Origin of the sequence: Chromobacterium phragmitis (assembly GCF_003325475.1) — a bacterium.
Classification (GTDB): Bacteria; Pseudomonadota; Gammaproteobacteria; order Burkholderiales; family Chromobacteriaceae; genus Chromobacterium; species Chromobacterium phragmitis.
In genome coordinates, this window is record NZ_CP029495.1 from 3,389,309 (window position 1) to 3,413,953 (window position 24,645).

Annotated in this window: 25 protein-coding genes; 11 read left to right on the top strand and 14 right to left on the bottom strand. The window is 63.7% G+C overall.

Features of this window, described 5'->3' with window-relative positions; translation table 11 throughout:
• Positions 1-95 precede the first annotated feature (95 nt).
• Both DK842_RS16040 and DK842_RS16045 read right to left on the bottom strand, forming a co-directional pair.
• Positions 96-1,265 carry an isovaleryl-CoA dehydrogenase gene (locus DK842_RS16040; RefSeq protein WP_114062348.1) on the bottom strand — a complete coding sequence of 390 codons (1,170 nt, stop codon included), beginning with the start codon at positions 1,263-1,265 and terminating at the stop codon, positions 96-98.
• 119 nt (positions 1,266-1,384) lie between these two features.
• The gene (locus DK842_RS16045; protein WP_168194902.1) at positions 1,385-1,855 is read right to left on the bottom strand and encodes an NUDIX hydrolase; all 471 of its coding nucleotides are present in this window, start codon (positions 1,853-1,855) and stop codon (positions 1,385-1,387) included.
• Positions 1,856-1,961: 106 nt separating this feature from the next.
• On the opposite strand from DK842_RS16045, the gene DK842_RS16050 reads away from it, so the two are divergent.
• A complete protein-coding gene (locus DK842_RS16050; protein WP_114062350.1) occupies positions 1,962-2,405 on the top strand; it encodes a YaiI/YqxD family protein in 444 nt (147 codons plus the stop codon).
• A gap of 406 nt (positions 2,406-2,811) precedes the next feature.
• On the opposite strand, the gene DK842_RS16055 is transcribed toward DK842_RS16050, so the two are convergent.
• Positions 2,812-4,035: an L-lactate MFS transporter gene (locus tag DK842_RS16055; protein WP_114062351.1), complete on the bottom strand. Its 1,224-nt coding sequence runs from the start codon at positions 4,033-4,035 to the stop codon at positions 2,812-2,814.
• 403 nt (positions 4,036-4,438) lie between these two features.
• Here DK842_RS16055 and DK842_RS16060 point away from each other — a divergent pair, with 403 nt between their 5' ends.
• On the top strand, positions 4,439-5,716 hold the full coding sequence (locus DK842_RS16060; RefSeq protein WP_114062352.1) for a lipase family protein: 1,278 nt from the start codon (positions 4,439-4,441) through the stop codon (positions 5,714-5,716).
• A 15-nt stretch (positions 5,717-5,731) separates the two neighbouring features.
• Entirely contained in the window at positions 5,732-6,649 is a 918-nt protein-coding gene (locus DK842_RS16065) for an ankyrin repeat domain-containing protein (protein WP_114062353.1), read from the top strand.
• 74 nt (positions 6,650-6,723) lie between these two features.
• Here DK842_RS16065 and DK842_RS16070 read toward each other — a convergent pair whose 3' ends face one another.
• The 3 genes from DK842_RS16070 to DK842_RS16080 all read right to left on the bottom strand — a co-directional run bounded on the left by DK842_RS16070 (position 6,724) and on the right by DK842_RS16080 (position 9,822).
• Positions 6,724-7,464 (bottom strand): LytR/AlgR family response regulator transcription factor, encoded by a 741-nt coding sequence (locus DK842_RS16070; protein WP_114062354.1) that lies wholly within the window; start codon positions 7,462-7,464, stop codon positions 6,724-6,726.
• Positions 7,461-9,131, bottom strand: coding sequence for a sensor histidine kinase (locus DK842_RS16075; protein ID WP_114062355.1), 1,671 nt, complete (start codon positions 9,129-9,131; stop codon positions 7,461-7,463). Before DK842_RS16075 ends, DK842_RS16070 begins: the two co-directional genes overlap by 4 nt.
• Before the next feature lie 148 nt (positions 9,132-9,279).
• Positions 9,280-9,822: a carboxymuconolactone decarboxylase family protein gene (locus DK842_RS16080; RefSeq protein WP_114062356.1), complete on the bottom strand. Its 543-nt coding sequence runs from the start codon at positions 9,820-9,822 to the stop codon at positions 9,280-9,282.
• A 117-nt stretch (positions 9,823-9,939) separates the two neighbouring features.
• Here DK842_RS16080 and DK842_RS16085 point away from each other — a divergent pair, with 117 nt between their 5' ends.
• A complete protein-coding gene (locus DK842_RS16085; protein WP_114062357.1) occupies positions 9,940-10,839 on the top strand; it encodes a LysR family transcriptional regulator in 900 nt (299 codons plus the stop codon).
• Here DK842_RS16085 and DK842_RS16090 read toward each other — a convergent pair.
• The 3 genes from DK842_RS16090 to DK842_RS16100 form a co-directional block, all read right to left on the bottom strand.
• Complete coding sequence (locus DK842_RS16090) at positions 10,829-12,814, bottom strand: pyridoxamine 5'-phosphate oxidase family protein (protein WP_114062358.1); 1,986 nt, start codon at positions 12,812-12,814, stop codon at positions 10,829-10,831. The genes DK842_RS16085 and DK842_RS16090 overlap by 11 nt on opposite strands.
• A 14-nt stretch (positions 12,815-12,828) precedes the next feature.
• Entirely contained in the window at positions 12,829-13,443 is a 615-nt protein-coding gene (locus DK842_RS16095) for a glutathione S-transferase family protein (RefSeq protein WP_114062359.1), read from the bottom strand.
• Positions 13,444-13,557: 114 nt separating this feature from the next.
• Positions 13,558-14,070 carry a MarR family winged helix-turn-helix transcriptional regulator gene (locus tag DK842_RS16100; protein WP_114062360.1) on the bottom strand — a complete coding sequence of 171 codons (513 nt, stop codon included), beginning with the start codon at positions 14,068-14,070 and terminating at the stop codon, positions 13,558-13,560.
• Positions 14,071-14,182: 112 nt separating this feature from the next.
• On the opposite strand from DK842_RS16100, the gene DK842_RS16105 reads away from it, so the two are divergent.
• Positions 14,183-15,061 (top strand): EamA family transporter, encoded by an 879-nt coding sequence (locus DK842_RS16105; protein WP_114062361.1) that lies wholly within the window; start codon positions 14,183-14,185, stop codon positions 15,059-15,061.
• A 91-nt stretch (positions 15,062-15,152) separates the two neighbouring features.
• On the opposite strand, the gene DK842_RS16110 is transcribed toward DK842_RS16105, so the two are convergent.
• Together DK842_RS16110 and DK842_RS16115 are read right to left on the bottom strand one after the other, a co-directional pair.
• Positions 15,153-15,674 carry a GNAT family N-acetyltransferase gene (locus DK842_RS16110; protein WP_114063767.1) on the bottom strand — a complete coding sequence of 174 codons (522 nt, stop codon included), beginning with the start codon at positions 15,672-15,674 and terminating at the stop codon, positions 15,153-15,155.
• Positions 15,675-15,740: 66 nt separating this feature from the next.
• Positions 15,741-16,133 (bottom strand): MerR family transcriptional regulator, encoded by a 393-nt coding sequence (locus tag DK842_RS16115; RefSeq protein WP_114062362.1) that lies wholly within the window; start codon positions 16,131-16,133, stop codon positions 15,741-15,743.
• A gap of 113 nt (positions 16,134-16,246) precedes the next feature.
• Between DK842_RS16115 and DK842_RS16120 the strand changes: the two genes are divergently transcribed.
• The 3 genes from DK842_RS16120 to DK842_RS16130 all read left to right on the top strand — a co-directional run bounded on the left by DK842_RS16120 (position 16,247) and on the right by DK842_RS16130 (position 19,834).
• Positions 16,247-17,935: an AMP-binding protein gene (locus tag DK842_RS16120; protein WP_114062363.1), complete on the top strand. Its 1,689-nt coding sequence runs from the start codon at positions 16,247-16,249 to the stop codon at positions 17,933-17,935.
• Between the two features lie 93 nt (positions 17,936-18,028).
• Positions 18,029-18,709 carry a UPF0149 family protein gene (locus DK842_RS16125; RefSeq protein ID WP_114062364.1) on the top strand — a complete coding sequence of 227 codons (681 nt, stop codon included), beginning with the start codon at positions 18,029-18,031 and terminating at the stop codon, positions 18,707-18,709.
• Positions 18,710-18,859: 150 nt separating this feature from the next.
• Positions 18,860-19,834 (top strand): alpha/beta hydrolase family esterase, encoded by a 975-nt coding sequence (locus DK842_RS16130; protein ID WP_114062365.1) that lies wholly within the window; start codon positions 18,860-18,862, stop codon positions 19,832-19,834.
• On the opposite strand, the gene DK842_RS16135 is transcribed toward DK842_RS16130, so the two are convergent.
• The 3 genes from DK842_RS16135 to DK842_RS16145 form a co-directional block, all read right to left on the bottom strand.
• Positions 19,831-20,349, bottom strand: a complete 519-nt coding sequence (locus DK842_RS16135) for a DUF5610 domain-containing protein (RefSeq protein ID WP_114062366.1) — start codon at positions 20,347-20,349, stop codon at positions 19,831-19,833. The genes DK842_RS16130 and DK842_RS16135 overlap by 4 nt on opposite strands.
• 17 nt (positions 20,350-20,366) lie before the next feature.
• A complete protein-coding gene (locus DK842_RS16140) occupies positions 20,367-21,005 on the bottom strand; it encodes a DUF5610 domain-containing protein (protein WP_114062367.1) in 639 nt (212 codons plus the stop codon).
• 194 nt (positions 21,006-21,199) lie between these two features.
• A complete protein-coding gene (locus DK842_RS16145) occupies positions 21,200-22,984 on the bottom strand; it encodes an acyl-CoA dehydrogenase C-terminal domain-containing protein (RefSeq protein ID WP_114062368.1) in 1,785 nt (594 codons plus the stop codon).
• A gap of 186 nt (positions 22,985-23,170) precedes the next feature.
• Between DK842_RS16145 and DK842_RS16150 the strand changes: the two genes are divergently transcribed.
• From DK842_RS16150 to DK842_RS16160, 3 genes are read left to right on the top strand one after another with little or no spacing between them, the layout of a single operon-like run.
• Positions 23,171-23,728 (top strand): DUF2062 domain-containing protein, encoded by a 558-nt coding sequence (locus tag DK842_RS16150; protein WP_114062369.1) that lies wholly within the window; start codon positions 23,171-23,173, stop codon positions 23,726-23,728.
• A complete protein-coding gene (locus DK842_RS16155) occupies positions 23,715-24,272 on the top strand; it encodes an NUDIX domain-containing protein (protein WP_114062370.1) in 558 nt (185 codons plus the stop codon). Before DK842_RS16150 ends, DK842_RS16155 begins: the two co-directional genes overlap by 14 nt.
• Positions 24,259-24,576, top strand: coding sequence for a PilZ domain-containing protein (locus tag DK842_RS16160; RefSeq protein WP_114062371.1), 318 nt, complete (start codon positions 24,259-24,261; stop codon positions 24,574-24,576). Before DK842_RS16155 ends, DK842_RS16160 begins: the two co-directional genes overlap by 14 nt.
• The last annotated feature ends 69 nt before the right edge of the window (positions 24,577-24,645 follow it).

Below are 24,645 nucleotides of genomic sequence, written 5' to 3' on the forward strand. Positions count from 1 at the left end.
TTCCTGAGCGTTGCCGGAAAGTAGTGGGAGGCGGCAGGAGAAAAGGCCTGAGGCAAGGCTGCGCAACGCGGCATCAGGCATTTTATCCGCCGCGCTCAGCGGGTTTCGGCCATCAGCTCGCGGCCTATCAGCCACCGGCGGATCTCGCTGGTGCCGGCGCCGATCTCGTACAGCTTGGCATCGCGCAGCAGACGGCCGGTGGCGTACTCATTGATGTAGCCGTTGCCGCCCAGGCACTGGATGGCGTCCAGCGCCAGCTGGGTGGCGTTCTCGGCCGCGTACAGAATGGCGCCGGCGGCGTCCTTGCGCGTCTGGCGGCCGGTCTCGCCGCGGTCCAGCGCCTGGCCCACAGCGTAGACATAGGCGCGGCTGGCGGACAGCTTGACGTACATGTCGGCCAGCTTGCCCTGCATCAGCTGGAAGTCGCCGATGGGCTGGCCGAACTGGCTGCGGTCGTTCAGGTAGGGCACCACGATGTCCAGGCTGGCTTGCATGATGCCCAAGGGGCCGGCCGCCAGCACCGAGCGCTCGTAATCCAGGCCGCTCATCAGCACTTTCACGCCGTTGCCTTCGCCGCCCAGCACGTTTTCTTCCGGCACGAAACAGTTGTCGAAGAAGATGGGGTAGGTGTTGGAGCCGCGCATGCCCAGCTTGTCCAGCTTGCTGCCGTGGCTGAAGCCGCCAAAGCTCTTCTCGACGATGAAGGCGGTGATGCCCTTGGGGCCGGCGTTGACGTCGGTTTTGGCGTACACCACCAGGGTGTCGGCGTCGCCGCCGTTGGTGATCCACATCTTGCTGCCGTTGAGCAGGTAGCCGCCGTCGGTCTTGTCGGCCTTCAGCTTCATGCTGACCACGTCGGAGCCGGCGTTGGGCTCGGACATCGCCAGCGCGCCGACGTGCTCGCCGGAGATCAGTTTGGGCAGGTATTTCGCGCGCTGCGCGTCGTTGCCATTCTTGTAGATCTGGTTGACGCACAGGTTGGAGTGCGCGCCGTACGACAGGCCCACCGAGGCGCTGGCGCGGCTGATTTCCTCCATCGCGATCATGTGGGCGAGGTAGCCCATGTCCACGCCGCCGTATTGCTCGCTGACGGTGATGCCGAGCAAGCCCAGCTCGCCGAACTTGCGCCACAGGTCGGCCGGGAACAGATTGTCCTGGTCGATGGAGGCGGCGCGCGGGGCGATCTCGCGTTCGGCGAAGTCGCGCACCGATTCGCGCAGGAGGTCGTAAGTCTCGCCGAAGGCGAAGCGCAGGCTGCTGTACATGGGTTCTCCTCGTTGGGCGTGCGGCGCGGCTGGCGGCGCCTGATGAGCACATCATCGCTTACGTTTACGTAAGCGTCAATATGTCGACATGATGGCCGCCGCAAAGGGCGGCCGGGCGCTTATTCGCGGTTGACTACGTGGCGCAGGCTGCGGTCTTCGCTGATCAGCATGTCTTTCATGGGCAGCGGCAGGATGCGCAGCTTGCTGAGCTGCTGGCGGCTGAACCAGTCGAATTCCAGACGCGAGCCGCCGTCTTCGATAATGAACGGCGCGGCGCGGTTAGGCAGCGCGGAGTCGGCGGCCAGATAGGTCTGGAAATACAGGCCCAGCTCATGGTTGCGCTGGCCATTGGCGGAGAAGAAGTTTTCAATAAGCATGACCATCTCGCCGCAACGCACGGCTTCGCCCAGCTCTTCAAGCATTTCCCGCTCAACCGTTTTGGGCGCTTCCTCGTCGGGGTCTACACGGCCGCCGGGCAAGGTCCAGAAGTCGTCGCGGATCAAACGGTGCAGCAAGACCTTACCCCCATGTTCGATGATGGCGGCGGCGCGCAGATTGAAGCGGGTGCCGGCTATGTCGACGTTGATCATGTTATATCTCTTTGGCATTTTTGGCGGGCGCGCAGCATAGCGGATTCTCATGTCATGGGCAAGGGCGGGTATCATGGCCTGCTATGTAAATGAAGAAAGAAATGCGATGACGATCTGGGTAGACGCCGACGCCTGTCCCAAGGTGATACGGGAAGTGTTGTTCCGCGCGGCACAGCGCACCGGCGTGGAGCTGGTGTTGGTCGCCAACCAGCTGCTGACGGTGCCGAAGGCGCCGAATATCCGCGCGCTGCAGGTGCCCAAGGGTTTCGACGTGGCCGACAACGAGATCGCCCGCCGCATCGAGCCAACAGACTTGTTGATCACCGGCGACATTCCGCTGGCGTCCGAGGCGCTGGCCAAGGGCGCGCAGGCGCTGAACTGGCGCGGCGACGCGTTTTCCAAGGAGACCATCGCCGCCCAGCTGACCATGCGGGACTTCATGGACAATCTGCGGGCCAGCGGCATCCAGACCGAAGGCCCGCCGCCGCTGAGCCAGGCGGACCGGCAGGCTTTCGCCCGGCAGTTGGACATTTGGCTGGCGCGAAAGTAGGGCGGAAGCCCGGCTTGAGCCGGGCGTTCCGCCATCCAATGCCGGTTGTGCGGACGATTTGGGCTCTGAGTCCGCCCGGCAGGCGGGTCAGGGGGCTGCGCGGCCAGCCCCCCGACACCCCCAGGCCGCCCCGACAGCGCGTCGAAACACCGTCTTCAAAGCCATTTCCAAGGAGCCGCCGGAACTAGCCGCGCGCTACCGTCGCGCGGCGTCGAACAACCGGCGTCTTAAAACCTCGGAAATGGCTTCGAAGCCGGCTAGCGCTGATGGGGATGGCGCACATCGGTTCGGTTTCACAGCATTTGTATAAGTTGTCGCCAAATTGATTGACCGTCAAAGCGGTATCCGCCATTCATGCAAAAGCCCCCGAATCCGGGGGCTTTGTCTTATTTGGAAGAGGAGAGGCTCAGGCCTTGCCCAGCTGCGGCTCGGCGTCGAAGTCTTCCCGCTTGGTCTGGGCCGCGCCCGGCTGGCGCATGGTCAGCGAGAACAGCAGGGCGACGATCAACAGCGCCAGGATCAGGTGGAAGGTGGCGAGGAAGCCGCCGAACAGCGAGGCGACGATGGAGCCGACGATGCTGCCGATGCCGAAGCCCAGGTAGATCACGCCGTAGTTCTTGGTCAGGTTGTTCAGGCCGAAGAAATCGCTGACCAGCGACGGGTAGACGGTGATGGTGCCGCCGAAACTGAAGGCGATGCAGGCGATGGCTGCGAAGAACAGGCCGGCGTTCAGCGGCGCGAACAGCAGGGTCAGCATGCCGGCCAGCGCGGCGATCTGGGCGAGGGTGATGACGCGGATGCGCGGCATCTTGTCTGACAGCACGCCCAGCACCAGGCGGCCGGACAGATTGGCCACGGCGATCACGGCCACGGCGTTGGCGGCGGTGGCGGCCGACAGGTGGACGAAGCTCTCGCCGATGTCCTTGGCCACGCCGATCACGTACAGGCCGCTCATGCACACGGTCAGGAACATCAGCGCCAGCATCCAGTATTGCGGCTGGCGCATCGCCTCGGCCAGGGTGTAGTCGCGGCTGCCGCCGGTTTGCGCGGTGTCGGACTGCTGCGGCGCGTCACTCATCAGCAGCGCGCCGGCCACCACCATGGCCATGGCGATCAGGCCCCACAGCTGGAAGGTGGCTTCCAGGCTGAAGCGCGACAGCAGCGCCAGGTTGATGAACTTGAAGCCCAGGCTGCCCAGCCCGTAAGCGCCGATGGCGCAGGCGGAGATCAGGCCCTTGCGCTCCGGGAACCACTTTACGCAGTTGGACAACGACATCAAATAACCGGCGCCGTCGGCGAAGCCCACCAGCAGGCCTGCGCACAGGTAGAGCATGATCAGGTTATTGGCTTGCGAGGTCAGGTAGAAGCCCAGGCCCAGCATCAGGCCGGAGGCGATGGCCACCTTGCGCACGCCGAAGCGTTCCTGCAGCTTGCCGGCCATCGATGACGCCACCGCCAGCGCCAGACTGAGCAGGCCGAAGGCGAAGGCCACCTGGCTGACCGGCTCGGAGAGCTTGTGGGACAACTGGGCGTTGAACAGGCTCCAGGTGTAGACGGAGCCCAGCGCGAACTGGGAGAGGACGGTGCCCGCGAGGGTGCGGTAGCGGATGGCGTTGGATGCGGCAGTCATGGCGCGCTCCTATCAAAGTCATTACTGTTGGCATGACTATAAGTCCATGCTTATGGATGCGGCGCGACCGTGGCATGAAATGCAGGCTGAGCGGAATGAAATGCAGATGGAGGAGAACCAGCTGCGTCCATGAAGAATGCCGGGTGCGAGTTTCAGGATGCATGTCCGTATGATTTTCATGTATTGTTATGATATAGTACATACCATAATAAACATTTATATGAATTTGACGGTGTCGGGAGGCGCATCGGCATCCGCCGGCAGGCATGGCGGATGTTTGCAACGGGATGGATGGATGGATGGATGGATGGCTGGCTGGCTGGCTGGGTGGGTGGGCTGCGCGCCGATGTGGCGGAGGATGCGGGACCGCAGGGCGCGGGTTAGTCCGCGGCAATGACACAGGATGAAAGGCAAGCAATATATGGAACGAAGGCCGGAAATCGCAGGAGGACATGCCGGGGCGGGGGAAAGCATGCCCCAGGTTCGGCAAGAGCGGGCGGATGAGGACGTGCTGAATGTGGATGACTGGAACAGTTTCCTGCAGCAAGCCAAGGCGGCGGAGGCCGCGCTACCCCTGGACAGTCGGCAGAAGCCGGCATTGCCGGCCCGAGAGGCGGATGCCGAGCGGCCGAACGAGGATGGCGACGGCAGAAAGGGCGTGCCCGCATACCGCCGGATCAACGAAAAGACGCAGGAGCTTGTCCGCCTGCTGGAGAACCCGGCGTCCAGGTTGCTGGTGGTTCAGCGGCTGGGCGGCGAGGACAAGTTGCAGCAGGTATTGGCGGCCTACAAGGACAATCTGAAAGCCGAGGACGTGTATCTGCACCGCAACGATGCGTCGCCGGATAATCAGAAGTCTATCTCGCTGATGGAGCAGGCGATGGCGGCCATGGGCATCCGCCGGGTGAGGGATGAGGAAATGCAGGCGGCGGGATTCAACCCCAAACGACTGGATGACCGGGAGGATAGCGGCATGAGCGCGGCGCTGTACCGGGATGAAAAAACGGGGAACTATACGCTGGCTTTCCGTGGCACGGAGCCGAACTGGAAGGATATCCGCACGGATATCGGAAATGCTGCTGGATTGTCAACCGATCAATATCGCCGTGCTTCAGAACTAGCGACGTCTTTAGGAGAAATCCAAGAATATAAGACTGGACTGTCTTTTACCGGCCACTCTTTGGGTGGTGGGTTGGCGACGATGGCCGCGGCCGTCACGAGGCTTCATGCAAGGACATTCAACCCAGCTGGTGTAGATTCTCTTGTGGCAGAAAAGCTTGGTGGTAGCTTGCAGAATATCGATCGGCGAGTAGATGGTTATTATCTGAAAGGCGAAGTATTGCATAGGGTTCAGAGCAGCGTGCTGGTGGACGCGGCGGCCAATGTCGCCTTCCTGCCGTTCACCCGTCACGTGCGGGGCCCGGGCGGCGTGCTGGACCGGGTGCCCAGCGCCAGCGGCAGGCAGATTGCGCTGAATGCCTGGCTGGAAGACAAACCGGTGGAAGGGATGATGGGGCGGCTGTATCATTCGTTTTCCCTGCACTCGAATCAGAATGTGCAGAACACCTTGTACCGGATGTTGCGCGGCGACGCCGATATCGACGGCAAGCCGGCGGCGCCATCGGCGCCTCAGGCGGCCAAAGAGATGCGAAAAGCCGACATGGCATTATTGACGCGCTGAGGAAACGGAGCGGCCATGGGAAACTGGCTCAGAATGTTTGGCAGATTATTATTGGGGGGAGTAGTCATGACGGGATTGAGTTCTGCAGCGGCGGCCTGGGGCAATGTCAGGTGCGCCGGCCGTTCCTTGTCCGAGGCCTACGCGAATCCGCAGGCGCTGGAGCTGGCGCGCGCGGCGGTGAAGGGCGATGCGGCGCGGATCCGCGAGCTGGTGGCGCAAGGCGCCGACGTCAACCACCAGGAGGAGGGGGCTGCACCGCTATTGATGTGGCCGATATGCGCCAACAATGTGGATGGATTCCACGCGCTGCTGGAGGTCGGTGCCAACCCGAATCTGTTAACGCGCGGACATGGCAAAGGTAGTGGAGTGGGGCTGGATTTGAAAGAGGATGGCAGCGAAGTCCGCACCGGCTTTACCACTATGACTCTAGCTGCTGCGACTGCTAATTCAGAATTTTTGAAGCTGGCGTTGCAGTATGGTGGCGATCCCAATTTCCCGACGGAGATAAGCGGTGCGCTTCCTGCGCCACCGTTGTTTAGTGCTGCTTACTATGGGCTTCTTGAAAATGTAAAAATATTGGTTGCTGGAGGGGCTGATATTAATCGACAAGATCGAATTGAGAAAACATTGACAGCGGCTAGTTTGGCGATTGCGGCTCAACGACGATATGATATTGCATATTGGATGTTGGACAATGGATTTGTCAATGACCTACAAGTGCTGGGTAGTTTTGCCGAGAGTTCATTTCCCAATGAAAAATGGCAGCCGTGGAAAGAAAAGTTGATCAATGCCTTGCGCGAGAAAGGTGTTCATTTTCCTGCTACATCGCGCTTGAAAGATGCGATTAAAAATCGCGTTATTCCAGATGGTGATGTTGAGGATTTGATCATGGGCCGAAAGGATTTCGCAGACTACCCGCTGCGATCTCATTAAGTTCGCTTAAAGTTTTGAAAAAATATCGCCCGCAATTAAATGAATTACGGGCGATATTTTTATTGAAAAGCGGATCAAAGGTGCATCAACTGCCTGAACGCCTTGATATTGCTGCGGCTGACCGGGATTTCCGCCTTCAGGTCGTACAGTTTGATGAGGTAGGTGCTGTTTTGCCACGGCGCGATTTCGCGGATCTTGTGGATGTTGACGCAGAAGGATCGGTGGCAGCGGAAGAAACTGTCGGCCGGCAGCCGCGACACGAATTCGCTGATGCTCATCGCCATCACGTAGCGGTCGCGCGCGGTGTAGACCAGGGTGACTTTCTCGTCGGCCTCGACATAGTAGATGTCGTCGCACGGGGTGACGATGATGCTGTCGCCCTTGGCCAGATTGACCGTGCGGCTGGCCGGCGCGGCGTCGGCTGCCGGGGCGGCGGGCGCGGAGGAGGGGGGCGGCTCCAGCGTCTCCAGCTTGTGCAGCACGTGGGCGATGCGGGTTTCGTTATACGGTTTGAGGATGTAGTCGAAGGCTTCCAGCTCGAAGGCGTCCACCGCGAATTCCTTGTAGGCGGTGACGAAGACGATGCGCGGCGGCCGCGCGGCTTTGTGCAGGTTTTTGGCCAGCAGCAGGCCGTCTATCGACGGGATGTTGATGTCCAGAAACACCACGTCCACCTCGTTTTCCTGCAAAAACTTGAACGCCTCCAGTCCATCCTCCACGCTGGCGGCGATCTCTATCCGGCTGTGTTCCCGGATCAGATAGGCCAGCTCCTCGCGCGCCAGGTATTCGTCTTCGACTATCAGCGCCTTCATCATGCCTTTTCCTCCAGCGGCAGCTCGAAACTCACTTCGGTGCCCGGCTCCAGCCGGGCGAGGCGCAGGCCCTCGCCGTACAAGAGCTTGATGCGTTCGTTGACGTTGGACAGGCCTATGCTGCGGCTCTCCACCTTGCCATTGGCGATGCCGTCCATCACTTCCTGGCTGATGCCGTAGCCGGTGTCGCGCACCGACACCCGGATGCGGTCGGCCAGTTTCTTCACCGCGATGCGCACTTCGCCAGGCTCCTTGCGCGGCTGGATGCCGTGCAGGATGGCGTTCTCCACCAGCGGCTGCAACAGCAGGCTGGGCACGCGGGCGTGGACTTCGTCGACATCGAACACGATCGACAGCTTGCTGCCGAAGCGGGCCTGCTCGATGGCGACATAGTCGCGGACCTGCTTCAGCTCCTCCTGGATGTCGATCAAGGTATCGCCCAGGGACAGGTTGTAGCGCAGATAGTCCGCCAGCTTGGCGATCAGTTGCCGCGCCTCGGACGGCTGGATGCGGATCAAGGAGGAGATCGCGTTGAGCGCGTTGAACAGGAAGTGCGGGTTGATCTTGCTTTGCAGCGCGGCGAACTCGGCCTTGCGCGCCATCTCCTGAAGTTGCTTGATGCGCGAGGCTTCCATCTGGGTGGAGATCAGCTGCGACAGGCCCAGCGCCAGTTCGCGCAGCGAGCCGGTGATGCCGCCGCTCTGGCGGAAGAAGATTTTCAGGGTGCCGGCGACGCGGCCGCTTTCGCGCAGCGGAATGATGATCACCGAGTGGAAATCCGCCACCCGGTATTGGCGCAAATCGTTCTCGATGATGATCTGGTCCTGCTCCACCGCGCGGCGGGTGATTTCGCCGATGGCGGAGTGGGCGGCCGGCTCGTAGTAATCCTTGCCCAGGCCGACGTAAGCCTGCACGTCGCGGGTGTCGGTGATGGCCACCGCGTCGGCGCCGATGTGGTTGCGGATCACGGTGCAGACTTCCACCAGCGCGTCGCGGTCCACGCTCTGGAAGTATGGCAGGGTGCGGTTGGCGATGGTCAGCGCCAGCTTGGCCTGGCGCGCCGCCAGCAGCTCCTTCTCGTCGTCCAGGTCCTGCACCAGCTTGATGATCAGGCCGATGCAGACGGTGCCGGTGATCATCGGGTAGGCGATGTGGCCGACGATGGCCTGGCCGATGGCGGGCTCGGTAAACCACAGGATCAGCGCCATGGTCAGGCTTTCGCAGGCGACGCCGGCGGCGATGCCGTACAGCCACAGCCGCTGGCGGCCGGCGCGGTAGTGGATGGCGGTGGCCAACAGGCCGGCGCAGATGCTGGAGAGCAGGCAGGGCAGCGAGGTATAGCCGTGGATATCTATCAGGTAGCGGTGCAGGCCGGAGACGATGCCGGCCGGGATGCCTACCCAGGGGCCGAACAATATGCCGCCGGCCAGGATGGCGATGGTGCGGACGTTGATCAGCGAGCCGTCCACCGGAATGCCGGTATAGGTGCTGAACACGGCGAACAGGCAGAACAGCAGCGACACGCCGGCCAGCTCGGCGGGCGTGTGCCGCTGCTGGCGCAGCAAGTCCTGGAACGGCCGGACGCGGGTGAGGAAGAACAGCGCCATCAGCATCAGCGCCGCGCGCTCGAACACCGCCAGCAGCAGCATGTTGGGATTGTTTTCTATCATCGGAGGCAAAGCCGCGGCGGCGGCTGGGGAAAACGGAACAGTTGCCGCTATTTTAAGGCATGGGGGCGGGCAGAGCAGCCGGGCGGGCGATAAAAGACCAAAGGCATGAAGAGGCCGGGAGCCCGACGGGCTCCCGGCGGCGGCGGGATTAGCCGCGGGCCTGGACCAGCGGGAAGTCCACCGCGGTGGCGGCGGCGTTGTTGACGTAGTTGGTCAGGATGTTCAGCGCCACCACCGTCACGATTTCCAGCGTTTCCGCCTCATCGAAGCCGGCGCCGCGCAGGGCGGCCAGTTCGGCGTCGGCCACGCGGCCGCGCTGTTCCGCCACCTTCAGCGCGAAGCGCAGCGCGGCGGCCTGTTTGGCGTCGGCGCTGGCGAAGTCTCGGGCGGCGGCGATTTCGTCATCGCCGAGCTTGGCCACGTGTTTGGCCAGATAGCTGTGGGCAGACAAGCAGTAGTCGCAGCCGTTGAATTCGGCCACCGCCAGCGCGATGCGCTCGCGCAGCGCGGCGCTCAGCTTGCCCTTGCCCAGCGCGCCGTTCAGCGACAGATAGCCTTCCAGCGCGGCAGGGCTGTGGGCCAGCAGCTTCATCAGATTGGGCACCATGCCCAGTTGTTGTTGCACGGCGGCCAGCAGCGGCTGGCTGGCGGCGGGGATGTGCTCGGCGGCGGGGATGGCGATGCGGTTCATGGCAAGACTCCTGGGTGGATGCGGAACGTTTCCGCGATGGGTGTACTTTGCCAAATTCTTTATTTTGGAAGAATATCTATTTTATAAAATGAATTATTTCAATATGGGGAATAATAGATGGACCGATTCCACCTGATGACCGTTTTCGTCGCCGTGGCGGAGGAAGAGGGTTTCGCCGGCGCGGCGCGCAGGCTCAAGCTGTCGCCGCCGGCGGTGACGCGCGCGGTGGCGGCTCTGGAGGAAAATCTGGGCGTGCGCCTGCTGAACCGCACCACGCGCTATGTCAGGGTGACGGAGGCCGGCGCGCGCTATCTGGACGACGCGCGCCGCATCCTGGCGGCGGTGGATGAGGCGGAAGAGGTGGCGGCCGGCGGCAACGCCGAGCCGCGCGGCCTGATCCAGCTGACCGCGCCGGTCTTGTTCGGCCGGCTGTACGTGATGCCCATCGTGCTGGATTTTTTGCGCCAGCACCCGTTGGTGGAGGTATCGGCGCAGCTGCGCGACAACGTGGTGAACCTGATGGAGGAAGGGTTGGACGCGGCGGTGCGCATCGGCCCTTTGCCGGATTCTTCGCTGCGCGCGGTCAAGGTGGGCGAGGTGAGGCGGCTGGTGTGCGCGGCGCCGGACTATTTGGCGCGGCATGGCGCGCCGCAAGCGCCGGAAGACTTGCTGAGCCACACCGTGATCGCGTCCACCGCCGCCTCGGCCTCGCTGGAGTGGAAGTTCGGCGCGGACGGCGAACGGCGGGTGCGGGTGAGGCCGCGGCTGACGGTCAGCGGCAACGACGTGGCGATAGACGCGGCGCAGGGCGGATTCGGCCTGATCCGGGTGATGTCCTACCAGGTGGCGGAGGCGTTGGCTGCGGGCAAGCTGGAGCGGGTGCTGACGGCTTACGAGAGTGCGCCGCTGCCAATACACATCGTCCACGCCGAAAGCCGCTACGGCTCGACGCGGATGCGCCGCTTCATCGATTTCCTGGCCGAGCGGCTGCGCGCCGATCCGCGGCTTACAGGTTGATTTCCAGCCTGTCCGCGCCGGCGGCCGGGTAGGCGCAGCACAGCAGAATCTCGCCGGGCTGGGTGCCGTATTCCGGCGCTTGCAGATAGGTGGCCTGGCCGGCCAGAAGCGCGGCGCGGCAGCTGCCGCAGGTGCCGCCGCGGCAGCTGAAATCCGGATTCAGGCCGCAGGATTCGGCCAATTCCAGCAGGCTCTGGCCGGGTTGCCATTCGGCGTTGACGGCGGAGGCGGCGAAGCGCACCGGCACCGCGCCGTCGGCCGGCGCCGGCAAGGCTTGGACTGGATGGCCGACGCGTCGCAGCCCGGCCGGACCAAAGGCTTCGGCATGGATGCGCGCGTCCTCCACGCCGGCATCGATCAACTGCTCGTACAGCGTTTGCATGAAGCCGGCCGGGCCGCACAGATAGACGTCTCCATCCAGGCTGAGACCGTAGCCGCGCAGCAGCTTGATGTCCAGGTGGCCGGCATGCTGGTAATCGATGCCCAGCCGGCGGCCGGTTTCCGGCTGGCTGACGATTTTCACCACCCGCAGCCTGCCGGCTGCCCGGACTTGCAAGGCCTCCAGCTCGGCGTCGAAGGCGCGTTCGGCCACATTGCGCGTGGCGTAGGCCAGCAGCGTGGGCGGCATGGCGGCCGGGTTTCCCGTCAACTGATGCAGGAAGGCCTGCATGGGCGTGATGCCGATGCCGCCGGCCAACAGCGCGATGGGGCGGTCGGCGCGCGCCAGGGTGAAATCGCCGCGCGGCGGCAGCGCCTCCACGATGTCGCCCGGCGCCAGCTGGTGCAGTCGGGCCGAGGCCTTGCCCTGGCGTTTGACGCTGATGCGGTAGCCGCCGGTTTGCGACAGCGTGTAGTTGCGCATGCGCGCGCCGTCCACGCCCATCACTTTCATGCTCAGGTGCTGGCCGGGAGAAAAGTCCGGCGGCGCGGAGCCATCGGCCGGTTCCAGATAGATGGATCTGACGGTGTCGCTTTCGTCTTCCACGCGGCTCACGCGCAGCGGCAGCCATCGCCGCTCCGGAGCGGCATGGGGCCAGGCGCCGGTGGCCAGGGCGAAGGGCGAGTATTCCCGCAAGGTCCAGCGCAGCGCCAGCGCGTTGCGGCGGCGCACCACGCGCTCCACGCGGAAGGTCCACAGCCGCTCCGCGCCATCGAAAACGGCGGCCGCCTCGGCATCCAGCACCTCGGCCTGGCCGGCCAGCTGCAGCGTGTCGCCGCTGGCGAAGTCGACGAATAGCAGGCCGGCGCGCGGATGCAGCAGCAAATTGCCCAGGGTGTTGAAATAGCCGTTGCCGGAAAAATCCGGGATGGTCAGCGTGTCGCCATCTATTTTGACGAAACCGGGTTTGCCGCCGCGGTGCGATACGTCGGCCTGCCAGCCACCGGCCTCGTCCCGGCAGGCGCTGGCGACGAAGAAGGTATCGGCTGCGGCGATGGCGGCGCGCGCGTCTTCGTCTAGCTCGCCCATCCACTCCACCGATCCCAAAATGCGAGGGGCGGGTCCGCGCGCGAACTCGAATTCGCGCTGCTGTATGTATTTGGGGCAGTTGCCGAAAGATTGCCTGACGGCGACGGCGCAGCCAGCATCATCCAGCTCGATTAACTCGCCGTTCATGCGGTTGCGGCGGCGCGTGTGCAGCTCGATGCCGAGCAGGGCCACCGCCGCGCCGGGGCGCAGGCAGTCGCGCAGCGGGTCGGCCGGGCTGGGCAGGGCGGCGATGCTCAGCGCGCGAGGCTCGGGCGAATCGACAAAGCCGGGCAGGCCTTCGACGATGCCCGCCCAAGGCCGCCCGGCCTCGTCCAGCGCCGCCATCGCCAGGAAAGGCAGCTGGCGGAAAAACTCGCGGTGCTGTTCCGGCATATGGTCGCGCACCACGCGCGGGCCGACCGCGGCCAGCGCGTCCAGGCTGCCGGCGCGGCGCTGCATTTCTTGCTCGCCGGCGTGCCAGGGCGAGGCGGGGCGGGTGTCTGACATGATGTTTTCCTGATTCAGCTTTGGGCGGCGGGCATGGCCACGAAGCCGGGAAGCGCTTCGACGCGGGCCAGCCAGGCGCGGACATGCGGATAGGGCTGCAGCGAGATGTCGCCTTCCGGCGCGCGGGCGGTGTAGCTGTACAGCGCGACGTCGGCGATGGTGGCGGCGGCGCCGGCCAGGAAGGGGCGCTCGGCCAGCTCCTCATCCATCACCTGCAGCAGCGCGCGGGCCCGGTTGGCGGCCAGCTCGTAATCCAGCGGCACGCCGCGCCATTTGTGCAGCCGCGCCTGAGCGGCGCCGAAGGCGAGCGGGCCGGCGGCGGCGGACAGCCAGCGCTGCACGCGCGCCTCGCCCAGCGGGTCGGCCGGCAGCCAGTCGCCATGCCCGTAGCGGCGCGCAAGATAGACCAGGATGGCGTTTGAATCCGGCACCACCGACTCGCCGTCCACCAATACCGGCACCTGGCCGAAGCGGTTCAGCTTGAGGAAGGCCGGCTGCTTTTGCTCGCCATCGGCCAGCTTCACCGGGACGGTTTCGTACTCCAGGCCCAGCAGCGACAGCATCAGCCGCGCGCGGTGGCTGTGGCCGGACAGCGGGAAGTCGTACAACTGGATGGCGGTGCGGGTCATGCGAGTCTCCTTGCGATGGCGTCTGGTTGGGAGCCTAGACTGTGCCTGACGGCGCGGCGGCCATGAATAGCCGCCGCGCGCAATGGATTATTTCGGCATATGGAATAAATCACGTCATGTCGACGGTTTTTCCAATGCGGCCAGCAATTCCGCCAGCCGTTTCTCCAAGGCGTCCAGGCTGCGGGCAGGGAGGGCGGACAGGATGGCGCGCTCGTTGGCGACATGGGCCTCCAGAGCGCGCTCCACCAGCGCGAAGCCTTCGCCGCTCAGGCGCACTAGCGTGCTGCGCGCGTCCAGGCTGCTGGCTTGCCGCTCAATCCAACCCTTGCCCTCCAGCACTTTAAGCCTATGGGTCATGGTGCCGGATGTCACCATCAGCGAGGAAAACAGTTCGGTCGGGGCCAGGCAGTAGGGCGCGCCGGCGCGGCGCAGCGTGGCCAGCACATCGAACTCCCAGCCGCTGAGGCCGTATTCGGCGAACACGCTGTCCAGCCGTTGCGACAGCAACGCCGCGCAGCGGCTGAGCCGGCCGATCACCCCCATCGGGCTGACGTCCAGATCCGGTCTTTCTCTTGCCCATTGCGCCAGGATGCAGTCCACCGCGTCGGCGGGCTTGTCGGTCGGCATGTGGAGTCCTTATCTTGAATTCAATATTTATTTGCCTTGAATTCAAGGTGAATGTTATCTTGATTTCAAGTTAATAGTGCTGCAATGATACGCGAAAGCGAAAGGACTGACCATGTCTGCGAATACGAGAACAGGCCACTGGAGGGATGTGCTGCTGACCGCGCTGACCCCAATGATCTGGGGCTCCACTTATATCGTCACCACCCAGCTGTTGCCGCCGGATCGGCCATTCACCGCCGCGCTGCTGCGGGTGCTGCCGGCAGGCCTGTTGCTGGTGCTGATGGGCGGCTGGCGGCCGCGTCCGGCAGAGTGGGGCAAGCTGTTGATGTTGTCGGCGCTGAATATCGGCGCGTTCCAGGCCTTGCTGTTCGTCGCCGCTTACCGCTTGCCGGGTGGGCTGGCAGCCGTGGTGGGAGCCTGCCAGCCTTTGATGGTGATGGCGCTCGCCTGGCGTTTGGACAGCCGCCAGCCGGCGGCGATGGCCTTATGGGGCAGCTTGGCCGGGGTGGCGGGGATGGCCGCGCTGCTGTTGTCGCCAGGCGCTGGTTGGGATGGTCTGGGCATGCTGGCGGCTTTCGGCGGCGCGGTATCCATGGCGTGCGGCACGTATCTGACCCGGCGCTGGAAGATATCGGCGCCGGTGACGGCGTTGACCGGCTGGCAGCTGACTCTGGGGGGGCTGATGCTGCTGCCTTTGGCGGCGGCGATAGATCCGCCGCTGCCCAGCCTGAGCGGAACGCAGATCGGCGGTTACGTCTATCTGGCGCTGTTCGGCGCGCTGTTGGCCTATTTGCTGTGGTTTCGCGGCATCGCGCGGCTGTCGCCGGTGGCGGTGTCGTCGCTGGGTCTGCTCAGCCCCTTGACCGCGGTGATCCTGGGTTGGGCGCTGCTCGGCCAGTCGCTGTCGCCCCAGGCGCTGCTGGGCATGGCTGTGGTGCTGGCCAGCGTGTTGGCGGTGCAGTGGGGCATGATGAGTGCCGCGCCAAAGTAGCCGCGCTCGCGCTTGGCCCTGCAGGCGACGCGGCGGGTATTTTCGGGGGCGCGCCTTGGCTCTGGCCTTCCGCGAGGGTCTTTAACGGCTCTCAGCGCGACTCGTGCGGGGTGAGCCGCGCCATCATCAAGACATCCAGGCAGCGGCCATCGATGGTGATGGCGCGGCGTTTGCGGCCTTCCAGCAGGAAACCGTGTTTTTCGTAGAGCTTGATCGCGTTCAGATTATCTTCATGCACGGTCAGCTCCAGGCGGCGGAAACCGCGCTGTTCCGCTAACCGCAGGGTGTTTTCCATCAGCCATCCGCCCAGTCCCATGCCGCGGTAGCGTGGGAGCAGGCCCATGCCCAGTGTGCCGCCGTGCTGATAAATGGGAAGACGATTGGGTGTGACGTCGCACCAGCCTACGACTTGCTCGCCATCGAGCAGCAACAGGTGCGGCGCTTGGCTGGCAAGCTGGCTGCGCGCATATTCCGCGGAGGCCGCTTGCGGGATTTCCAGAAAGGCCAGATAGCGGCGTTCTCTGGCCACGCTGTCGGTGACGCGCCAGAAATCCTCGGCGCGCTCCGCGCTGAGATGTTGCAGGGAAAATGCTGCCGTGTAGGGGCTGGGCATGTCGATGGCCTCCATGGAGGAGGACATTGTGCGGAATGTGAAATGCTATTGCAATATTGCTGCCGCTCAGGCTGCCGAGCTTTGGCTGCCGATCACGTTGCGGCAATGGCTTTCCAGCGCGCCGATCTCCTCCAGCACCGCGTCGATGTCGCGCCGCTGCGCTTCCAATTGGCGGCGACGCGCCAGCAGCAGGTCCAGCAGTTTTTGCGATTGGCTGGCTTCGTCGTGGGCCAGTTGGTACATGTCTATGATTTCGCGGATCTCCGCCAAGGACAAACCAATGCGCTTGCCGCGCAGGATCAGCCTCAGCCGGGCGCGATCGCGGCGGTTGAACAGGCGCTGGCGGCCGTCGCGCTGCGGCTCGATCAGTCCTTGTTCTTCGTAGAAGCGGATGGTGCGCAGGGTGACGTCGAATTCGCGCGCCAGGTCGGAGATGGTGAATAGTTCGGTTTGCGTCATACAGTTTCCTTCAGGCGCGATTGTAGCGTTTTTCCCACGCGTTTTGCTGAAAGCTTGATTTACGTTTACGTAATCGTCAATCTGTTCTTTCGCGCACAAACGGAGAAAAACGGATGCCGCAGGCCAGTTACGCTCAGGGCGCCAGCAGCCAGCCGCTGCTGGGACAGACGATAGGACGCTTTTTCGACGAGGCTTGCGCGCGCTATGGCGAGCGGCTGGCATTGCGGGTGCGGCATCAGGACATAAGTTGGAGCTATGCCGAGCTGCGGCGGCAGGTGGATCGGGTGGCTTGCGGCCTGCTGCGGCTGGGCCTGAAAGCGGGCGAGAGGGTGGGCATCTGGTCGCAGAATCGGGCGGAGTGGGTGCTGATGCAGTTCGCCGCGGCCAAGGCCGGGTTGGTGCTGGTCAACATCAACCCCGGCTACCGCCGCGCGGAGCTCGAGTACGCGCTGAACAAAGTAGGGTGCCGCGCGCTGGTGTTGTCGCCCAGCTTCAAGAGCAGCGATTACGTGGAGATGATCCGGGATCTGGCGCCGGAGCTGGATGTCTGTCGTCCGGGCGAATTGCGAGCGGCCAGGCTGCCGGATTTGCGCTGGATCGTGCGCATCGGCCAGCAAGCCTTGCCCGGCATGTCGGCGTTTTCCGAGCTGCTGGCGGAGCCGTCCCCGGACGAACTTGGGGCGTTGCTGGCGCTGGGCGAGACGCTGCAGTTCGACGAGGCGGTCAACATTCAGTTCACCTCCGGCACCACCGGCCATCCCAAGGGCGCCACGCTGTCACACCACAATATATTGAACAACGCCTGGTTTGTTGGGGCGGCGATGAAGCTGGGGCCGGACGACAGGCTGTGCATTCCGGTGCCGCTGTACCACTGCTTCGGCATGGTGATGGGCACGCTGTGCTGCCTGTGCCATGGCGCGGCGATGGTGTTCCCGGGCGAGGGCTTCGACGCGCTGGCGGTGCTGGAGACGGTGCAGGAGGAGCGCTGCACCGCGCTGCACGGCGTGCCGACCATGTTCATCGCCATGCTCGACCATCCTCGTTTCTCCGAGTTCGATCTAGCCAGCCTGCGCACCGGCATCATGGCCGGCAGCCCCTGCCCGGTGGAGGTGATGCGCAAGGTGATAGACAGGATGCGCATGGGCGAGGTGACCATCTGCTACGGCATGACGGAAACCAGCCCGGTCAGCTTGCAAAGCGCTACCGACACGCCGCTGGCGCAGCGCGTCGCTACCGTCGGCTTCGCTCATCCGCACGTGGAGGTGAAGATCATCGACGCCGAGGGCCGGGTGGCGCCGCGGGGACAGAGCGGCGAACTGTGCGCGCGCGGCTACTCCGTGATGCTGGGATATTGGGACGACGCGGAGATGACGCGCGCCGCCATCGACGCCGCCGGCTGGATGCATACCGGCGACCTGGCGGCGATGAACGAGGACGGCTCGGTCAACATCGTCGGCAGGGTCAAGGACATGGTGATACGCGGCGGCGAGAACGTGTATCCGCGCGAAGTGGAAGAATTCTTGTACCGCCACCCCAAGATCCAGGACGTGCAGGTGATAGGCGTGCCGGATGTCCGCTACGGCGAGGAACTGTGCGCCTGGGTCCGGCTGCGGGATGGAGAGACGGCGACTGAGGACGAAATCCGTTCTTTCTGCCAGGGGCAGATCGCCCATTACAAGGTCCCGCGCTACATCGAGTTCGTCGACAGCTTTCCGATGACCGTCACCGGCAAGGTGCAGAAGTATTTGATGCGGCGGCAGATGGCGGAAAAATTGGGCCTGGATGGCGACGGAACCGCCTGATCCCGGACAAGAACGGCGGGCAAAATGCGAGGCCGCCGCTCCGCTTTTGGCTTACAATGCCGCCAGACCAGATACATCCAGAGGAATGACACCATGACCGCAACCGTTTTCAACGATGCAGACCTGACCCGTCTCGAAACCCTGCTGACCCCGCTGTCGGCCAGCGGCAGCACCATGCGCCCGGACGAGGTGCAGGGTTTCTTCGCCGCCTTGGTCAGCGGTCCGGACGCGGTGGATGCCGACTTCTGGCTGCCGGAAGTGCTGGGCGACGCGCCGGCCTTCGAAAACCCGTCGGACGAATCCGAACTGAAGGCGCTGCTGCAGAAGCTTTTCGACAGCATCCGCGACACGCTGGCGGCCGGCGAAGAACTGGACCTGATCCTGTACGCGGAAGAGGACAGCGAAGAAGAGGGCGAGCCGGACTTCTGGCCGTGGTCCAACGCCTACCTGTACGCGCTGGATCTGGTCGATACCGACTGGTTCGAAGTGGCGGAGGAGGATGAGGGCTTCGAGACCCTGATGATGCCGATGCTGGTGCTGGGCGGCGCTTTCGAGGACGAGGAAGGCGGCGAGGACCTGCTGACCTTCACCGATGAAGAAGTGGATGGCTACAAGGCAGAGCTGGGCGGGGCGTTGGCCGCCGTCTATGGCTACTGGCGCGCCAAGGCGCAAGCCCCGACCACCATGCGCCGCGAAGGCGACAAAGTGGGCCGCAACGATATGTGCCCGTGCGGCAGCGGCAAGAAGTACAAGGCTTGCTGCGGCGCGAACTGACGATAGCCCGGCCCGTCGCCGGCATGTGTTTGGAAGAGCGGCCTTTGGGCCGCTCTTTTCATTTGCGGGACGCTGGACCGGATGGCGCTGGCCTGGCGGCCCGACGGATGATAGAACGAATCATCGGCGATCCGATGCGGGGAGGGCGGAATGGACTGGAAAGGCTGGTGTTGCGGTTGCGCGGCGGCATTGAACGCCCTCTCCGCCATGGCTGCGGAGGTCGAACCGGCTACGATTTCGCGTCCAGAGGGCGCGCGCAGCTACTTGCGGGTGACGCCTCAGCCCTTGCCGGCGGGCAAACGGCCTTTGGTGATCCTTCTGCATGGCCATGGCGGGTCGGCCCGACAGCTGCTGGGCTTGGGCACCGGAGCCGCGCCCTTGTCGGAGTGGATGGCCATTTCCGATCGGGAGGGCGTGCTGCTGGCGGCTCCGGATGGCGCGCGCGGCGCGGACGGCAAGCCTGGCTGGCGCGATTGCCGAGCCGACGCGGCGGGCAATCCCCAAACCGACGACGTCGGCTTGATCGCCGCCATCATCCGGCGCGAAGTGGCCGAGGGCGGCGCGGACCCGTACCGTGTCTACGCGATGGGCATGTCGAACGGCGGCATGATGGTTTTCCGGCTAGCCAGCGAGATGGGGGAGCAACTGGCGGCATTCTCCACGGTGGGCGCCGCGATGGCTCGCCATACTGGCTGCGCCGCGCCCAGCCGGCCGCTTTCCGCGCTGATCATCGCCGGCACCGCCGATCCGGTGGTGCCTTATGCCGGCGGTGAGGTCAGCCTGTTCGGCGTCAAGGCGAGGGGAGAGGTCATTGGGGTGGCGGACAGCGCCGCCTTCTGGCGGCGGCTGGACGGCCTGGCCGACATTCCGCATGCCAGCGTCCAGTTGGCGCATCGAATTCCCGGCGATCCGACCCGCGCCACGTTGACTCAATGGGGGGGAGACGGCGCCGCGCGGCGGGTGCAGTTGCTGACCATCAGCGGCGGCGGACATGTCGAGCCCAGCGCCGCGCATCGGGTAGGAGCGCTGTACACCCATGTGCTGGGTCATCAGAGCCACGACGCGGAGGCAGCGGAGCTCGCGTGGAAACTGTTTCAGAGCCAGCGAAGGCTCGATGTCCGCTAGCTGGTTTGCAGCCGTTCGCGAAACAACTGCTGGGAGAGCAGGAACAGGCCTTGCAGCTGTTCGGCGATGGTGACGCTATAGACGTTGAGTTGCAACAGCACTTGGCAGGTTTCCAGATAGCCGCGCTCCAGGCCTGTCAGCGCCAGTGGCGCGAAAGCTTGCCGCGCCTCGGTTTCAGTCTGTTCGGGCCGTCGTTGGCGATAGCGTTCCAGCAAGGCCTCCATTCCCAGCAGCAAGCGCTGGCTGTGGCTTTCGCCAGCCAGCGCGATTTCGGGCAGATGCGCCGGATCGACGTCCAGGACGGCCAGGCGGGCGATCTGGTCCATCGCGGCGCTGAACAGCAACTCAGCCGCCTGCTTGCCGTCGCTGAGGCCGATGTCGGCGCTGTCTTCGTCCTGGGACCGCTTGCCGTGCGAGCCGGAACGGTGAACGATGGCGAATGGCTCGTGGCTGCCGCTTGGCCGGGGCTGGACGCCTCGCACCGGCTGGACGGAGAGATCGTCATCCACAGTCATCGCCGCCTCCCGCTAGCTCAGCCGGCGCTGGCCTGGGGCGTGCCGGAGCCGGAGGAGGCATTGCTCTGCGCGCTGGAGGACAGGTTCTTGCTGAGGAAGTCGTCGAAACCCTTCAGCACCAGGTCGTAGGTTTTCTCCACGCCGCTTTGCACGTCGCCGTTGAACACCTTCAGACTCTTAAGGATGTCGGTCGCTTCTTTGTAGCCTTGCTCGAAGCCCTGGCGGATCAGATTGACGAAGTTTTTCGCCTGATCATCCGAGCCGAGTTCAGGGTGTTGCTGCTGGTAGAGCGCGAACATGCTGGTGGCGCCGTCCAGAATGCGCTTGGAGGTGGCCTCCGGCGAGTTGTCCTGATCCTGGCCATCCTGCTGGATGGAAATGCTCAGCTGGGTGCTGTTGATCTGCAGCGAGGCATTGCCTTGATCGCCGCCTTGGCCGCTGAAATCGCCGTTCAGCACTTGGGTGATATTGGTGATGGACGCTCGGAACAGCAGAGTTTGCGATTGTTTCCCGCTGCTGATCGAGACATCCAGCGATTGCACCAGCATGGCGTTCAACTGGTTGCGGGCGGTTTGCGGAGCGTACGTCGCCTGGTTGCTGTTTTTGGCGCTTGAGGCTGCGCTGGTCTGGTTGCTGTTCAAGGAAGGGATCGACATCACGGACTCCTGTCGGCGCGTCGTTCTTTGCGTCGGCGCACACATATTGATGGTTGCGGGAACAACTTCAGTATGCCCCGTTATCGGCCATGTCGCGGAAAACTTGGGGGCGAGGGGAGTAACTAAGTGATTTCGCTGATCAAAATGACACAGGCCGCGGCTGGGCGCGGCCTGTGTTGTTAGGGAGAGCGGATTCAGAAAGCGAAATGCGCTTCTTCCAATGCCATCAGTGGCTTGGCTCCGGTCTTGATGCTGGCCTTCAGCGCTTCGGCCTCCGGCAGCAGCTTGGCGTAGTAGAAGCGGGCGGTGGCGATCTTGGCGTGGTAGAACGCGTCGTCGCCGTGGCCCAGCCGGGCGTAGGATACCTCCGCCATCCGCGCCCACAGCCAGGCGTAGGTCAGGTGGCCGATCAGGCGCAGGTAGTCGGAGGCGGCCGCGCCGGCCTCATCCTTGTCCTGCAGGCTGGCCATGCCCACGCCCATGGTCAGTTCGCCCACTTCCTTCATCAGTTTGGACAGCGGATTGACGAATTCTCCCAATTGCGGATGTCCTTCGTGCTGCTGGCAGAACTTGTGGATCAGCTTGGTGAACTTGCGCAGCTTGGCGCCCTGGTCCAACAAGACCTTGCGGCCAAGCAAGTCGATCGCCTGGATGCCGTTGGTGCCTTCGTATATCTGGGAGATGCGCGCGTCGCGCACCAGTTGCTCCATGCCCCATTCGCGGATGTAGCCATGGCCGCCGAGCACCTGCACGCCGTGGTTGGCGGCGGCGAAGCCGTTGTCGGTCATGAAGGCCTTGGCCACCGGGGTCAGCAGCGCCACCAGATCGGCGGCGTCGGCGCGGACGGATGCGTCGGGATGCTTGTCCTCGATGTCCAGTTGCAGCGCCAGCAGGCCGGCCAGCGCGCGGCCGGCTTCGGTATAGGCCTTCTGCGTCAGCAACATGCGGCGCACGTCGGGGTGGACGATGATGGGGTCGGCTGCTTTGTCCGGGCACTTGGCGCCGTTCAGCGCGCGCATCTGCAGACGTTCGCGGGCGTAGGCCAGCGCGCCCTGGAACGAGGCCTCGCCCAGGCCCAGTCCCTGCATGCCGCAGCCCAGGCGGGCGGCGTTCATCATGGTGAACATGCAGGACAGGCCCTTGTTGGCTTCGCCGATCAGCCAGCCTTGCGCGCCGTCCAGATTGATCACCGCGGTGGCGTTGGCCTTGATGCCCATCTTGTGCTCCAGGCTACCGCAGGCGACGGCGTTTCGGCTGCCGTCGGCCAGGTATTTGGGCACGATGAACAGCGAGATGCCCTTCACGTCTTTGGGGGCGTCCGGCAAGCGGGCCAGTACCAGGTGGATGATGTTTTCCGACAGGTCGTGCTCGCCGGCGGAGATGAAGATCTTGGTGCCGCTGATACGGAAGCTGCCGTCACCCTGCGGTTCCGCCTTGGATTTGAGTAGGCCGAGGTCGGTGCCGCAGTGGGGCTCGGTCAGGCACATGGTGCCGGTCCAGCTGCCGTCCACCAATCTGGGCAAGTAAAACGCTTTCTGTTCTTCTGTGCCGTGGGCGTGGATGGCCGAGTAGGCGCCGTGGGACAGGCCGGGATACATCGACCAGGCGACGTTGGCCGAGCACTGCATTTCCATGATGGGAAAGCCGAGACTCTTGGGCAAGCCCTGGCCGCCGTAGGCCGGGTCGCAGTCCAGCGTGGGGAAGCCCAGCTCGCAATATTGCTTGTACGCTTCCTTGAAACCGGCTGGGGTGGTGACGGACTTGGTAGCGCTGTCGTAATGACAGCCTTCCTCATCGCCCTGGCGGTTGAGCGGCGCGAGTTCGGACTCGCAGAACTGGGCGGCCTGTTCCAGATAGGCGCTGAAGATATCCTGTGTCGCCTCTTCATAACCCGGCAACATGGGGATGATGTCCTGTACCTTGATCAGCTCGTTGAGAACGAAGTCAAAATCGCGCAGCGGGGCTTTGTAAGCAGGCATTCGGTTTCTCCAGTCGGTTGGCGGCCTGGTGCGTGCCAGGGCGATACGTTGTTATGATGGTCCTTGGTTGAGTCCAAGAATTCATTCAAACGCTTGTTTAAATTATTCCCGGGCTTTTGACAACTAAATCGCGCCTGTCGTTCCGCAACGTTGCGGTTTCACGACAGCGCGGCGGCATGAAATGGAATGACCTGGCTTAAACGCAAGATGCGCCGCTTTTCCGCGGCGCGGCACGACTGGTTCGCCCGTCCGGGCATGAGGCAGCTGGCCCCGTATCTGGATCGGCCGGCTTATTGGTCCTTCAACCGTCGCAAGGTGGCGATGGGGGTGGCGGTGGGCTTGTATTCGGGAGTCATGCCCGGCTTTACCCAAAAGGCCACCGCGCTGGTCCTGGCGCTCATGCTGCGAGTCAATCTTCCGGCGGCGATGGTGGTGTCGCTATACAGCAATCCATTGACCGTGCTGCCGCTTTACTACCTGGCCTATTGCTATGGAAGATGGTTACTGGGCTCGGATGCCGGGGCTACAATGACGGCGCCTCCGGGGCTTCTCGCGCTGGGTCCTGCCGCCTGGGCCCGGCAAACGCTGGGCTGGCTGATGGAGCTGGGCTGGCCGCTGCTGGTGGGCATGCCGGCGCTGGGCGTCACGTTGGGCGCGGCGGGATATCTGGCGACCCGGGTGCTGTGGCGTTGGGCGGTGGTCAGCGCGTGGAAAAACAGAAAGGCGAAGTGTGGATCTCATTGAAAAGCGGTTGGCGACGCAACTGGTCTATGAAGGCGGTTTCATCAAGGTGAACAAGGACAGGGTAGTCTTGCCGGACGGCAACGAATCGTCCCGCGAATACATTCTGCATCCCGGCGCGGTGGCGGTGCTGGCGGTCACGTCTGCAGGCGAACTGGTGCTGGAGCGGCAATACCGCTATCCGGCGGGCCGCGAATTCATTGAAATTCCGGCGGGGAAAATAGACCCGGACGAAGAGCCGGAGGCGACCGCCAAGAGAGAGTTGCTGGAGGAAACCGGTTATCAGGCAGACCGCTGGACATATCTGGGCACGGCTCATCCCTGCATCGGTTACTCCAACGAAAAAATCAGTTATTACCTCGCGCAAGATCTTATGCTTAGCGAAAGGCAGCTGGACGCGGGCGAATTTCTGGAGGTGCTGACCGTGCCCCTGGACACCGCGATGAATATGGCGCTGACCGGCGAGATCTGCGACAGCAAGTCCATCGTCGGCCTGCACTGGCTGAGCGCCTACCTGAGCGGGAGGATGCGGGGTGTCGAGATTTGACGCGTATTACGATCGGCGGCGGGGCCGCAGGGTCAGCATGGGGTGCAAGGCCCGCATCAAGTCGCTGTTGAGCGGGCAGACCTTTTACGGGGAGTGCGTGGATCTGTCCGTGGATGGCATGGCGCTTCGCTCGGCCTTTGTGCCGCAGTATGGCGAGCGTCTGAATGTGATCGTGCTGGTGCCTGGCGTAGGCGCCGCCTCAGGGAAGCCGTTCGAGGCGGAGGTGGAGGTCAAGCGCTGCAATGAAGTGCAGCGCGGTTTGATATATGAAATCGGCGTCCGAATCGTGCAGCGGAAAAGTTGAGAGTAAAGATATTTGGTCGGGTTTGCACTAAATTCGGTAGCCATTACAAGAATTTACTAAGCTTCATCA